The following is a 13,788-nucleotide window of genomic DNA, read 5'->3' on the forward strand; positions in this document are numbered from 1 at the left end:
TCCGCATACTTTTATGCGGATTTTTTTCATTTTATAGACACCTCCCTTAGTCCTTCTTTCGATTATTAGGATAGAACACTTAAATCGGAGGAATGACGAATGATGATGAACTGGGTCCGCAAGCATCAAACATTTCAATCGAAGGCGGAGTTGGACAAGCACGTAAGAAGCTTCTTGTATAGAAGAAAGGCCGCTTTGTCGGAGGGGACGCTTGAGGTGCTGACGTTCCTTTGGCGGCACGCCGTGAAGTTTCCAGGCGTCGCTTTCCCTAAAAGGCAGACCGTCGTAAAAAGCACCGGCCTGAGTGAGAGCACAGTCGTAAGGGCACTCCGGCGGCTCGTCCAGGAAGGCCTGATTGAAAAAGTAAGGACGACGAAACCGAACGGTCGGCAGGGCGTGAATCTGATCGTTTTCCTTCCACAGGACACGGGTTCCCTTCCCGTTGATGACACCCCTCGCGACACCCTTCCTGACACCCCTCAAAAATCAGAGAAACCTTTCCAACTCTGCTCGGAAGCATCATTTTCCCAACCGGAAACAAAGGAGAAACAAAGAAAAGCTTCTCTTAGTAAATCAGTACCCCTCGACGCATCCTACCTTCCCTCTTTCATACCGAATCGCTTCATTCAAACAACAATACCCTTTTTACAGACAGATAAGATCCTTGATGCATGGCGCACGGTAGAAAATGCCTATAAACAGTCAGATTTGATGATGCCGTTGGAAGCTTATGAAGACTTGTACATCCAAACTTTCAAACAGGGCGTGTACGCGTGGAAAAAGGGAAGAATACGGACAGAGCTGCTACGCTATTATTACGGGGGGCTTGTGCGGACGTTTGAAATACAGGCAAGGAAAGAGGCTTTTCAGCGGCAGGAATCCCTCCTTTATTATGACTGGCTCCAAGTGAATGAAAGCGTGTGAAAGGTTATTGACAGAAAATTGAGCATAGATTATGATAGATGTTATGAGAATGAGAATCTTTATCATTTACATAATTCGAAAGGGTGTTGAACGTGAAGAAAGTTTGGTTGTTTGCGTTAATGTTAGGGTTGGTGCTGCTTGCTGCCTGTGGTGGTCAGGAAGAAAGCGAAGACAGCTCGGATAGTCAAAGCGGAGAAGGAACCGATTCCCGCTCCGTAACGATTGAAGATGCTACAGGGGAGAAGACGATCGAAGGAACACCTGAGAAAGTCGTCGTTCTCGAGTGGACGTATGCAGAAAATATGCAGGCGCTCGGCATGGAGCCTGTCGGTGTAGCCGGATTGAGTGATTACGGGGACTGGGTCAATGTCGGTATCCCTTTCAGTGACTCCGTCGAAGACGTCGGTACGCGCCAGGAACCGAACCTCGAGGCGATCTCCCGCTTGAACCCTGATTTGATCATCGGGGTCGATTTCCGTCATGAAGCGATCAAAGAGGATTTGGAGAAGATTGCTCCGACGGTATTGTTCGCTCCATATTCTGAAGAAGCCTCCAAAGATCAGTTCCAGAACATGAAGGATGAATTTGCAGCCATGGCTAAAATCCTGGATAAAGAAGAAAAAGCGGATGAAGTCATCCAGGACATGGAACAGACATTTGAGGAACAGGCCAAGCGTCTCGAGGATAGCGGCAAGGATGGGATGAATTATGTGCTGACTCAGGCATTCACCGCTCAAAACACACCGACACTCCGCTTGTTCAAAGACAACTCGATGGCCGCTCAAATTATGAACCAGATGGGCATGAAGAACGATTACGAATCGGAGAATCTGGAAGTTTACGGCTACACGGAAACAACGGTTGAAGCCTTGCAAAACTATCAGGATTCGAACTTCTTCTATATCGTGCAGGAAGAAGACAATATCTTCACGAACCAGCTGGAAGGAAACCCGGTATGGGACGGTCTCGGCTTCGTTAAAGAAGACCGGACGTATCAACTACCCGGTGATGCGTGGACGTTCGGTGGACCATTGTCCGCAGAGGTACTCGCTGAGCAGGTAGCGGATGCCGCTCTGGAAGAGTAGAAAAGGGCGTGAATACGGATGAACGCTAAGCTTAAGAACACAATAGTTGCGGTCCTCACCTTCGGAGGTGGGACCGCGCTGTTGTGTCTTTTAACATTTATACATATCAATCAAGGGAATGTTTCGATTCCCTTATCAACAGTGATCGATGCGGTCTTCCGTCCGGAGGATACGCTTGAGCATCATACCGTCCGTACGCTTCGGATGCCGCGGGCGGTCATGGGGATACTTGCGGGCGGAGCACTTGCTGTGTCCGGAGTGATCCTCCAGACGGTTACGAAAAATCCGCTGTCTTCTGCAAGTACGCTTGGTATCCATTCCGGTACGTATTTCGCTGTCGTCGTCTCCACGATCTTCTTCCCGTCCGTCATGTTCGGGAATGGAATTCTGACGGCTTTCCTCGGCGGAATCCTTACTTTCCTGTTCGTGTACGTGCTGTCTGGCGGCAGCGATGCGACGCCGGTCCGAATGGTTCTCGCCGGAATGATTGTCACGTTCCTGTTCTCCTCCCTGACTTCTGTCCTGCAAATCTTCTTCGAGAACGAAACACAGGGGCTGTTCTTGTGGGGGGCCGGTACGCTGATCCAAAATGACTGGAGCGGCGTCCGCTTTTCCCTGCCGCTGATTGCCTTCGGCCTGACTGCTGCTTTAGTGTTTGCCGGGAAGCTCGACACGCTCACCCTGGGGGACGATGTGGCGACAGCCCTTGGACAAAATGTGCGGACGGTGAAGTTGGTTACAGTACTCGCTGCAGTTCTTTTGACTAGTGTAACGGTCAGCATCGTCGGTCCGATCGGATTCGTCGGCCTCGTAGCTCCGCATCTGATCAAGCTGCTCGGCTATCGTTCCCATGTGCTCCTGCTGCTCGGTTCGTTTCTATGGGGAGCGAATGTGCTGCTGCTTGCCGATGTGCTTGCACGCGTCATCGATCCATCCTTCAATGAACTTCCTGTCGGTGCCATTACGGCGTTGATCGGGTCGCCGTGGCTGATCTGGCTTGTCCTGCGTATGAAGCAGTCCGGAAATAAACAGGAGACGGGAGCGCTGCTTGCCGGGAAACACTCGGTTAAATGGCCGCTGAAGAAAATGCTCCCTGTCCTCGTCATCGTCATTCTTCTGACCGTGCTCGTCAGCCTCGCTTCCGGGAACTACGGCTTCGAACCGCTCGTCACTTATCAGGCGTTCTTCGGGGAAGGGAATACGTTCCTGCAGAGCCTCATCATTGATTTAAGGCTGCCCCGGGCACTTGTCGCTCTCTTCAGCGGCGCGGTGCTTGCGGTCAGCGGGCTCATTTTTCAAGGGGTGATGCGGAATCCTCTTGCGGACCCGTCTGTCATCGGGATTACTTCCGGCGCCGGCGTCGGTGCCCTGTTCACGATGTATGTGTTCAGCGTGTCGGCCATTTGGATTCCAGTCGGAGCGATGGTCGGTGCCTTTGTTTTCTTCTTAATTGTCATGACGCTCGGTGCGAAGGCGGAGTTTCAGCCGACGGTGCTCGCTCTTCTCGGTATCGGGATGTCCGCATTCGGTTCGGCCCTGATCCAAATCCTTGTCGTGCAGGCGGATCTGGGTGTCGCCTCCGCCTTGACGTGGCTGTCCGGAACGACCTATGCAAAAGGGTGGTCGGACTTGATTCAGTACTTGATCTGGCCGGTACTCCTGTTCGTGCCGCTTCTCCTTTTCTATATGAAAACGCTCGATGTGCTGGCGCTTGGCGATGATACGGCAAAAGGCCTCGGGCTGCATGTCCGCTCGATCCGCTTTCAAATGGCTTTCATTGCGACACTGCTTGCGGCCTCGAGCGTCGCAGCTGTCGGTGCCATCGGCTTCGTCGGACTGATTGCACCACATGTAGCACGCCTGCTTGTCGGCAGCGTCAACCAAAAGCTGCTGCCGGTGACGATGCTCATTGGCGGCGCTCTGCTTGTCATTGCGGATCTTTTCAGCCGGACGCTACTTGCGCCGAATGAGATTCCGTCCGGCATTCTCGTCGCTCTGATCGGGGCACCTTATTTTCTATGGTTGATGAAACGCCGCACCGCTTAACAAATATGCTATGATAGGAAAAAAACAACAGGGGAGAGAACCAACATGCGCATTCCATTCATTAAATGCCACGGGTCGGGAAACGATTTTATCCTGATCGATGAAATAGAACATGACTTTGCATTCACAGAGGACGATAGAAGAGAGCTGTCTTTGCTTTTATGCGACCGCGAGCGTGGGATCGGCTCTGACGGAATTCTGTTCGTCCTGCCGAGTAAAAAAGCAGAAGGACGGATGCGGATGTTCAACTCAGACGGAACAGAAGCAGAGATGTGCGGCAACGGTCTCCGATGTGTCGCCCGTCATATGATCGACAAGATCGGCCGCGAGGATATCGCTATTGAAACAGAGAAAGCCGTTCTTCCTGTCAGGAAAGTCAAAGAAATCTACCCGGATATCGATACGTATTCCGTTATGATCGAACCGGTTTCCTTTGATCCGGCCAGCCTGCCGATACGCACAGAAGGATCGGAAGCGGTGGATATAAAGATTCCGGAGCTTTCGGATATTCGCACGTTCACTGCTTTGAGCGTCCCGAATCCGCATATTGTAACCCTTGTCGACCGTGTGGAGGAGGAAGAAATCCTGGCAGTTGGCAGGAAGGCGAATGATCTTCCGGAGGTATTTCCGAACGGGGTAAACGTAAGTTTTGTTCAGGTGCTTGAGAAGAACAAAATATTCGTTCGTACCTATGAGCGTGGTGTCGGCTTGACGAATGCCTGTGGAACAGCCATGTCCGCTTCTTCTCTGGTGTCGACCATCCTTGGACCGAACGATCTTGATACGCCGATTGTCGTCATTAACAAAGGCGGAATGGTCAACTGCGTCGTGGAGAAGAAGGAAGGGCGTTTCTCCATCCAGCTGCGCGGGAATGGAACGAATGTGTACGAAGCGGCTGTCGAGGTGGATTTACAATCAGCTGCGTTCACCGTTTCCGAGAAGGAATATTTTGAAGAAGAGAATGCGTTGTACGAAAAACTGGAAGCTTTCGCTGCTTCTGAAATTGGAGGCTGATTGCTGTGATGAAGACGTTCCATGTAAAAACCGATCATCACGATCAAATGATCGATGTGACGGCTCAAGTGGAAGATTGGATTCAGGAACAGGGAGTGAAGGACGGCATCGTCGTCGTTTCCTCCCTTCACACGACGGCGGGACTTACCGTCAACGAAAATGCCGACCCGGATGTGAAGACGGATATGCTCCGTCGTTTCCGTGAAGTGTATCCCTGGGAACATCCCGAGGACCGGCATATGGAGGGAAACACGGCTTCTCACATGAAGGTGAGCACCATCGGTCATGCCCAAACGCTGATCATTGACGGCGGGCGGCTTGTACTCGGGACGTGGCAGGGCTTGTATTTCTGTGAGTTCGACGGTCCGAGACAACGGAAAATCGTAGCGAAGCTGTTATAGGGAAAAGAGGCGGATGACGCCTCTTTTTTTTGTGGAAAAAGCGGGACAGGTGGGGACTAAGGATAGGTCGAAAAACCTGTCTTTCTTGGCGGGTGAACATGGTATAATTTGTATAGGGTAGTTGTTCGTTCCAACTGAATAGGGTGTCGGCTAATCCCCATGTCGAAGGCTGGAGGGGGTGATGCCTCTGAGTATGTATGAATCGTTGATGGTGATGATCGCCTTCAGTTCCCTTACTGTATCGATCCTCGGTTTAGTCGTAGCGATTTTTCGCATAAAAAAATAGACTCCCTATTCTGACGTGAATGCGGGTGAGTCTATTTTTCTTCATGTAGGCTGCGCCCCTTTTGGACGACAGCTATCCGGGGAGGTCGCAGTGCCAGCTGCGGCCTCTTTCTTCATGTGTACCCTTTATCTACCATTATCATACCACATTTCTCAATAAAAGGGCGCTTTTTTCCTTTTGAAAATAAAACGAACGCATCCTATTCCTATGCAGGAAAGGATGCGTTCGTTCTTTTATAGGACTGTCCGATCAGCAGATGGAATCTTTCGGACTCGGATTCTTCAATCCGAACATCGGTCGGATGAACAGCGCCAGGTACGTACCAAGCAGAGCCATGATCATCCATACCCATCCATGCAGACTGAAGGAGGCGATTCCTCCGAAGTAAGCACCGATGTTACAACCGAAGGCAAGGCGTGCGCCGTAGCCCATGGCGATGCCTCCGAAGATGGAAGCCGTCGCAATACCGGGCTTGATTTTACCTGGTTTGAAGTTTCCTTGGAAGCTCGCTGCGATGAACGCGCCAAGGATGATGCCGAAGTTCATGACACTTGTGGAATCGGCAAGGACAGATTGGTTCAGTGGTGCAGGGTTATCCGCCCAGTACGTCCAGCTTGCGACGTCCACGCCGAACATCTGAATGAATTTGGAACCCCACAGCGCGAAAGCGGAGGTGATGCCCCAAGGATTGCCGCGTACCGTCAGTGTGAGTGCGTTGAGCAGGGCAAGCAGTACGGCAGCGACGAGCAGCGGCCATGCCCCGCGCCATAATTTCTTAAAGCCTGTCGTTGTCTTCAGCGGCGCCATTTTCGGTGGGTTCTTCTTTTTGGCGATTTTAACGGTTGCGCCGTAAATCCCTAGGAAAATAAGCATCTGCAGCACCCAACCGCCAAAATAACCGAAGCCGGTTGATTCCGCGAGGGAAATCGCCGGAAGGGATGGTGTTTCCCGCCAGAAACCGATGTGATAGGCACCTAGAACGGAACCGGCAATGAAACCGAGCAGCGTCAGAACCATGGACGATTTCCCGCCTCCGACCGTATATAACGTTCCGGACGCACAGCCGGATCCAAGCTGCATCCCGATTCCGAAAAGGAACGAACCGAAGATGACGCTGATCCCGACGGGGGATACATACCCTTGCGGGGTCGTCCCTGTGAAACTGAAGCCGGTAGAGAGAATGATAGCGAAAAGTGTTGTAGCTACGGCGAGCATCAGCATATGTGCCTGCAGCCCCTGTACATTTCCGACAGAAGCGAGTCTGCGGAAGGCCGATGTGAAACCGAAACGTGCATGGAGCAGCACGAGTCCGAGCGCGATTCCGATGAGGAAAAGCACCCCTTGTGTCATAGTCGTGGCCGCTGTGATAGCAATCAGCAGAATAATGGATACGATGACGCCGATCCATACGAACGGTTTCTGCACTGGGTCAAGCGGAGCGACGACGGTCGTACGTCTGTTGTCTTGGTGGACAGCTTCTTGCTGCATTTATAAAAACCTCCTAATACTCATTTGTTTACTCGGTATTAACTTTTTCTCATTTTAAGTGATGGTGTTCTTTTTGTAAACAAACATGCATACATTGGTTGTACAGAGGGGACAAGTACCTGATTTACAAGGATTTTACATTCGGCCGTCCCGCAGAATGGTAGAATGGAAGTGTAGACAGGCTTTGTTAATAATAATGGGAGGGATGTCTTATACCTGTCGTCGTTCGCTCTTATGTCACTCGTCGGTTTTTCGTCGTTCACTTGAATGCAATTCGAAGAACCTCTTGGCATACATCCGGCGCACCTCCCCCGTGTAAGAAATATATGTAAGAAAGCCCTGTATTCTTTATGAATGCAGGGCTTGCGTTCTTTGTAGGGCACGACTGCCCGAAGGGAGGAGCGCTTAGCGTGAGTTTCCTTTCGGCTTACGTCCACAGCAGGGTTTTCTTTTCGGCTGACTTTGTTGATTTCCGCGGCTTCCCATATAGAATCCCTCCTCTCAACATTGAGATAATCCATTGTATGCAGGCCGCAGGTCAGAGGGGTGTTCGCTTTTCCCGCTTTTTGTGAAAAAAATTACTTTCTACCTTGAAAAAAAGGCCTAAAGAACGTTTACAGAACTGTATACAGGCGTGCTATAATGTTTGTTAGCATGGAACTCGTTCCATTATTATGTAAGATTGATAGAGGAGGAGGACGGGACTGTGAAAGAATGTCCTCAATGTAAACAGGAAATGACGGAAAACTCCCGGTACTGCTCCCACTGCGGAGCTGCGTTGAATCAAGACGGGGAGTCTCCACTAATAAATAATTCTAACAAAAATAAGAAGAGATCGTGGTTGCCCGTTGTCACACCAGCGGTTGTTCTGGTCGTGATTGGGGTAGCCCTTTATTTTGTATATGAACAGGAAAAGCATGTGAATGAAGAGGTGGCCGCATGGAAGAAGAAGGCCGAGAATGTTGCATTGGACGGGGAGTATCGTCAGGCGGAAACGCTGCTCTCGAAAGCGATCGATCAGCGTCCGGGTAATGAATCGTTGAAAGCAGAACTGAAGGAAGTACAGGTAGCGGTAGGTCTCGATAAGAAGTTAACGGAAGCGGAGAAGCAGATAGAGAAGGAAGACCTGGCGAAAGCGAAGAAGAGGCTCTCTGCGATCCAGGAGAAGATCCAACAAAACCAGAGCAGGGTCATCCTTACCCTTGTACCGAGATTAAATGAATTGAATTCCACCATTACGCTTCAGGAAGTAAATAAGGAACTGGCGAAGCTTTCCAGCGTCGATGAGCTGGCGGCTAAATTGAATACGCTGTCGGATTTGAATTTGGAAGAGACGGCAAAGGTGAGAGAGAAAATCTTCGAGAAGATCGTTAACCGATCGACGAAAGAAGCGGAAGCCGCCATGAAAGAAAAGCAGTACACCGAAGCGATTGCATTGATCGACCAGGGGTTGCAGTATGTGTCCAATGATGACCAGCTGATCCAGCTGAAGGAACGGATCCAGAAGGAAAAAGAGGCCTTCGAGCAGGCAGAGCAGCAACGGTTGGAGCAGGCGATGCAGCAGGCGGCGGAAGATGAACTTGTCAACCAGACGGAAGCGTTGAAAGTGTTGAGCTTCGACATTACAAAGGATGAGTTCGGGGATTACAAGGTGAAAGGCCAGCTGGAGAGTGTGGCCACCCAGATCATCAGTACCGTTACGGTAAAGTATGACATTCTCGATAAAGACGGGAAAGTCGTCCGTTCTGAATCTGCGAAAGTGTATCCGACGTATATAAATCCGGGTACAAAAGGCAGCTTCGAAAAGGTATATTACGAGCTTGAAGAAGGCGAATACTCTGTCAACATGACAGAGATGGAATGGATGGTAGAATAGGAGGATAGCAGATGAATCGCGCATGGATCATCAGCATCGCTGTTTCCCTCATATTGATAGGGGGCGGCGCTGCGGGCGTTTTCTACATCATGAAATCTGTGCCTGGACAAATGACTGTGCAGGCTGTGCTTAGTGCGCCCCCGGAAGAAGATGCAGAGAAAACGCAGGTACCGAAAGATACGCAGCAAATTATATTCGAATCACAAAAGCTTGTCGTCCAGGTAGAATTGGAGGACGGGACGATCGGGTCCGGTTTCCTTTACAACGATAAAGGAGACATTCTGACCAACGCCCACGTCGTCGCCAATGCGAAAGATGTGAGTGTCATAACCGCCGACTCGAAGAGCATGCCCGGGGAAGTGATCGGCATCAGCAGAGATACGGATATCGCGGTTGTCCGTGTTCCGGGATTGAAAGGGAAAGAGCCGCTTCCGATCCGCAGGGAAGACTCTGCTAAACTGTTGGATGAGGTGCTGGCTCTCGGAAGCCCGCTTGGGTTGCAGAATACCGTGACGCGCGGAGAAATCAGCGGGCTGGATCGTACCCTCGACATCGACCCGTTCCGCTATGAGAACATGTATCAGATCTCTGCACCGATCGAAAGAGGGAACAGCGGTGGTCCGCTGTTGGACAGGACGACGGGTGACGTCATCGGTATCAATTCAGCAAAGCTGGATGAAGAGACGATCGGCTTCAGTATTCCGATTGCGGACGTACTGCCTATGGTCGAGCGCTGGAGTGAGTCTCCGATGAAGTCCCTGCCGGAATTTCCGGAATTCAGTGACCAGACCCCTTCCCCTGTCACCGGCACGGATGCGGAACAGGCGAGTTACCTCGTCCAATATTTCTATGACAGCATCAATCAAGGCGATTTCGTAACCGCTTTTTCTCTGTTAAGCAGCAGTTGGCAGGAGAAAGCATCCTTTGAGGAGTTTCGTTCCACATACCATGACATCCTGAACGTTCAAGTGGACAACGTCGTCGCTGATCCGAAAGAGGGTTCCGTGGAAGTGACAGCCTTCCTGACAACCGAGGAGACAGTCGACGGAGATGTGGTGACGAAAAAATATAAAGTCGTCTACCCTGTCGTATCGGAAAATCGCGCTGTTAAAATCGGCGAAGGCAGCGTGCAGGAGCTGAAGGCGGAAGACGAAGAAGCAGAAGATTCTAAAGAGAAAAAAGATGGCGAAAAAGAAGAAGCAGCGTAAAAAAAACCTCTCCCGTTTGAACTATAACCCGAATAATGGACACTTATAAAAAAGTGCCCCGTTATTCGGGTTATTTCTGTTTCAAGGAAGGAAACCCGTTTATAATCAAAATAAATATATGAACGGAGTGTGACTATGAGTAAACATCTTTATTCAAATACGGAAATGAAACAATTAGAGGACAATCCGAATGTCGTAAAGGTATCGGAACGTTCTATCACATACCATCCTTTATTTAAGAAAGCTGCAATTCAGGAATATCAGAATGGAAACTTTCCATCTCAAATATTTGAAGAGCACGGATTTGATTTAGTAGTGATTGGGAAGGATCAACCCAGAAGATGCTTAAAGCGCTGGCGTAACACATTTGAAAAGTACGGAGAACTTGGTCTGGAGGGAGACCGTCGTGGAAAAGGAAGTAAAGGTCGACCTTCTTCAAAGAAGATGTCTGCGGAAGAAAAACTTGAGAAAGCGGAAGCTCGTATTAAGTACTTAGAGGCTGAAAATGATTTTTTAAAAAAGCTAGACAAACTCGAAAGGCAGGCGTTGAAGAAGAAACGAAAATAACTCCATCAGAAGTCTATCAGCTTATTTATGAAACAATCCATAATTACTCCTTAAGGAGTATGGTCTCTTATTTATGTGAATTCACAGGAGTAAGTCGAAGTGGATATTATGCGTGGATAAATAGTGATTCCAAAAGACAAGTGAAAAATCAGAAAGACGAAAAGGATATACAAATTATTCAAGTTATCTTCTCACAAAACCATGAGAAAGTAGGAGCTCTGCAAATTAAGTTGATTCTCGAAAATGATTATGGGGTCATCATGAATCATAAAAAAATTCGAAGATTAATGAAGAAATTTGATCTTTCGGCAAAGATCAGACAGGCTAAACCATACAAACAAATGTTGAAAGCCACTCAAGAGCATCGTACGTGCCCAAACCATCTTAACCGAGAGTTCACACAACTAGAACCCGGAAAAGTCTTTTTGACTGATATCACTTACACGTATTTTGGGAAAGGTCAAAAAGCATATCTTTCTTGCGTGAAAGATAGTACAACAAAGGAAATTGTAGCTCACCATATATCTACTTCCCTAGGGATGGATATTGTTTACCGAACGTTAGAGAAACTTCAAGACACCGTAAAATCTTTCCATCCAGAAGCAATGATTCATTCGGATCAAGGGTTTCATTACACTCACCCCAAATTCCAATCTAGAGTGAGAGAAGCTGGCCTTCGTCAGTCCATGTCCCGAAAAGGTAACTGTTGGGATAATGCACCTATGGAATCATTCTTTGGTCATTTAAAGGATATGGTGGATCACCAATCATGTGAAAGCTTAAGCCAACTTAAAGAAGAAATTAACCAGTATATAGCAAAATATAATAATAAAAGATATCAGTGGAATTTAAATAAGATGACCCCGGTGCAATACCGAGATCATCTCCTAGCCGCCTAAGGTTCTTTTTATAAACTGTCCGAATTATAGGTTACAGTTCAGTTTGGGAGAGGTTTTTTATTATGCAACAGCATTCTAATGGAGCACCACCGAAGTATCTTTATCTGTATCCTACCTGGAATTAGATAACGGAGAGAATATTATTTCCAAGTGTTGAAACCTACATGGAATCTTGTTTCCATGTACGGGAATAGTTATCTTGAAACGGTACTAACTCCAAATATATCGAAACGGAGCCTTCCACAATAAGTGGCAATTCTTTAATGGGAATAGGACGGGGACTATAGGTAAGATATTCTTTCTAGCTCGTTTCATTAGATAAATGTGTTACCTCCAGTTACTGTCCCAAGCGCTTTTCTTGATAGCCTGAAAAAAGCCTTCCCGTTAGAGAAAGCTTTTAATTGTTTTATCTACATAGGATGGATTTTCTTCGTTGAAAGGTCCCTGATACGCCGCAATCTTTTTCAGGCATCAGGAACGATGATGGATTTCATTCGCGGCGCGGATGCCTGATTCCACCGCCCCTTCGATCCAGCCGTGGAAGGAGGAGGTGTGCTCGCCGGCGAAGTGGATCCGGCCCTCCGGCTTGGTGATCACGTCTCCGAGGTCACGGCTTTGTCCGGGGGTGAATAAGGTGAAACATCCGGCGGAGAATGGGTTCCTGGTCCAGTTGTAAACGACGGTCTGCATGTAGGTTTCATAGACGACAGGACCATAAATCAAATAAAGGTTCTCCAGCACCTCTTTGACAATCTGGTCTTTCGTCAGACTGTTCCAGAGCATGGCATTTTGTCCCCATGAATAACTAGCCAGAAGGACGGCAGGCCCATCTTTTCCCTGCCCGTGGCTAGGTAGATACATAAACCGGATGGGCAGGTCGGAGGTGACGTTGCCGATGGGATACTCTTCCCAGAACGGACGGCTGAACTCCATTCCGATTTTGACAGCCGGGACGTTGATGATTTCCTGAATGGCCTCCCTTTTCTTGAAGGAGATCGAGTCATGAGGATACACATCGACGAATTGGAAGGTGGTGAAAGGGATGGTCGTCAAGACGTAATCTCCCTCCCAAACCCTTTGGGCGTTCGTTTGTGTATCAACGGTATAGACGTTCACTTTATCCGGGAACTGGACAATCCGCTCTACACGCTGGTTCAAATGAATGTCGGATGCGAGGTATGGATAGAAGGAATAAGGAAGGCGGTCGTTGCCGCCTTCGATTTCGACGAACGTCGTCCCTTCGTTGAAAATCGGATAGGTGATGTCGGTCAAGATGTCGAGAAACGCAAATTCCGGAAACCCTTCAATTCCGAGCAGCACTTTAATTTTGCGGACGGCGTCTGAAGAGAGCGACGGGCCAAGAGGATTCTCACGCAGGTATTCTCCCATCGAATAAGAGGAGAATTGTTTGCGCAGCTTCTCCTGTTCTTCCTCCGTGCTGTTCTCATATATCGAAAAAAAGGTCCCGACAGCTTCCACAAACAATTCCTGTGCGGTTTTTCCTTTTTCCTCTTCATTGACAGGGTAGTCGAGGATATCCGGGTTTTCTTCATACGCTTTCTTGTATACTTTCTTCCCGTTCACCATCAGAACATCGGTGTCTCTTGTATTGGCGAACGGCTGGGTTGGAAGCCCGAACCCTTTGATATATTCCTGGACGAGCAGATGGTTGGAAGGGATGCGCATGGCACCGACGTCGAGGTAGTTCCCTTGTGAAAACGGCTCCCTGACAGTATGAACACGTCCTCCCAGCCGATTGTTCCCTTCCAGGATCGTCACGTCGTGGGAGGCGCTCTTCAACAGCGCCGCAGCTACGAGCCCGGCCATCCCTCCACCGATGATGATGACCTTCTTTTTGTTTTCCGCGGACGGAAGTCCCTGCCGGATGATGTTCAGGAAATCTTCCGGGTAGGACAGCTCTTCAGGTTTCCTCGTGTGCATGAAAACACCCCCTCTTACTATATATTCCAATTGAATGCCGTCCATTATGAGAT

11 protein-coding genes are annotated in these 13,788 nt (G+C 49.0%); 9 read left to right on the forward strand and 2 right to left on the reverse strand.

Annotated features, from left to right (window positions below; translation table 11 throughout):
• Positions 1-99: 99 nt before the first annotated feature.
• The 6 genes from M662_RS06945 to M662_RS19745 all read left to right on the forward strand — a co-directional run bounded on the left by M662_RS06945 (position 100) and on the right by M662_RS19745 (position 5,756).
• On the forward strand, positions 100-924 hold the full coding sequence (locus M662_RS06945; RefSeq protein ID WP_051348960.1) for a helix-turn-helix domain-containing protein: 825 nt from the start codon (positions 100-102) through the stop codon (positions 922-924).
• A gap of 92 nt (positions 925-1,016) precedes the next feature.
• A complete protein-coding gene (locus tag M662_RS06950; protein ID WP_026578485.1) occupies positions 1,017-2,009 on the forward strand; it encodes an ABC transporter substrate-binding protein in 993 nt (330 codons plus the stop codon).
• A gap of 18 nt (positions 2,010-2,027) precedes the next feature.
• Positions 2,028-4,055 carry an iron ABC transporter permease gene (locus tag M662_RS06955; protein ID WP_026578486.1) on the forward strand — a complete coding sequence of 676 codons (2,028 nt, stop codon included), beginning with the start codon at positions 2,028-2,030 and terminating at the stop codon, positions 4,053-4,055.
• Between the two features lie 45 nt (positions 4,056-4,100).
• On the forward strand, positions 4,101-5,069 hold the full coding sequence (dapF, locus tag M662_RS06960) for a diaminopimelate epimerase (RefSeq protein ID WP_026578487.1): 969 nt from the start codon (positions 4,101-4,103) through the stop codon (positions 5,067-5,069).
• Positions 5,070-5,074: 5 nt separating this feature from the next.
• A complete protein-coding gene (locus M662_RS06965) occupies positions 5,075-5,470 on the forward strand; it encodes a secondary thiamine-phosphate synthase enzyme YjbQ (protein ID WP_026578488.1) in 396 nt (131 codons plus the stop codon).
• A gap of 214 nt (positions 5,471-5,684) precedes the next feature.
• Complete coding sequence (locus M662_RS19745) at positions 5,685-5,756, forward strand: putative holin-like toxin (RefSeq protein ID WP_369815263.1); 72 nt, start codon at positions 5,685-5,687, stop codon at positions 5,754-5,756.
• A gap of 249 nt (positions 5,757-6,005) precedes the next feature.
• Here the strand turns inward: M662_RS19745 and M662_RS06970 are convergent, their stop codons facing one another.
• Entirely contained in the window at positions 6,006-7,244 is a 1,239-nt protein-coding gene (locus M662_RS06970; protein WP_026578489.1) for a YeeE/YedE family protein, read from the reverse strand.
• Positions 7,245-7,950: 706 nt separating this feature from the next.
• Between M662_RS06970 and M662_RS06975 the strand changes: the two genes are divergently transcribed.
• The 3 genes from M662_RS06975 (at position 7,951) to M662_RS06985 (ending at position 11,794) form a co-directional block, all read left to right on the forward strand.
• Positions 7,951-9,120, forward strand: a complete 1,170-nt coding sequence (locus tag M662_RS06975) for an FxLYD domain-containing protein (RefSeq protein WP_026578490.1) — start codon at positions 7,951-7,953, stop codon at positions 9,118-9,120.
• Between the two features lie 11 nt (positions 9,121-9,131).
• Positions 9,132-10,328, forward strand: coding sequence for a S1C family serine protease (locus M662_RS06980; protein ID WP_008637386.1), 1,197 nt, complete (start codon positions 9,132-9,134; stop codon positions 10,326-10,328).
• Positions 10,329-10,463: 135 nt separating this feature from the next.
• A protein-coding gene (locus M662_RS06985) for an IS3 family transposase (protein WP_162129281.1) occupies positions 10,464-11,794 on the forward strand; the annotation gives its coding sequence in 2 pieces (ribosomal slippage) (positions 10,464-10,836 and positions 10,836-11,794; 1,332 coding nt in all).
• 471 nt (positions 11,795-12,265) lie between these two features.
• Here M662_RS06985 and M662_RS06990 read toward each other — a convergent pair.
• On the reverse strand, positions 12,266-13,735 hold the full coding sequence (locus M662_RS06990) for a flavin monoamine oxidase family protein (RefSeq protein ID WP_026578491.1): 1,470 nt from the start codon (positions 13,733-13,735) through the stop codon (positions 12,266-12,268).
• Between the last annotated feature and the right edge of the window lie 53 nt (positions 13,736-13,788).

Origin of the sequence: Bacillus sp. SB49 (assembly GCF_000469135.2) — a bacterium.
Taxonomy (GTDB): domain Bacteria; phylum Bacillota; class Bacilli; order Bacillales; family Halobacillaceae; genus Halobacillus.

Bases quoted from the DNA above. Each gene is read 5' to 3' on its own strand.
- M662_RS06955 (WP_026578486.1), top strand. From the start codon at position 2,028: ATGAACGCTAAGCTTAAGAACACAATAGTTGCGGTCCTCACCTTCGGA.
- M662_RS06980 (WP_008637386.1), top strand. From the start codon at position 9,132: ATGAATCGCGCATGGATCATCAGCATCGCTGTTTCCCTCATATTGATA.
- M662_RS06990 (WP_026578491.1), bottom strand. From the start codon at position 13,735: ATGCACACGAGGAAACCTGAAGAGCTGTCCTACCCGGAAGATTTCCTG.
- M662_RS06970 (WP_026578489.1), bottom strand. From the start codon at position 7,244: ATGCAGCAAGAAGCTGTCCACCAAGACAACAGACGTACGACCGTCGTC.
- M662_RS06945 (WP_051348960.1), top strand. From the start codon at position 100: ATGATGATGAACTGGGTCCGCAAGCATCAAACATTTCAATCGAAGGCG.
- dapF (WP_026578487.1), top strand. From the start codon at position 4,101: ATGCGCATTCCATTCATTAAATGCCACGGGTCGGGAAACGATTTTATC.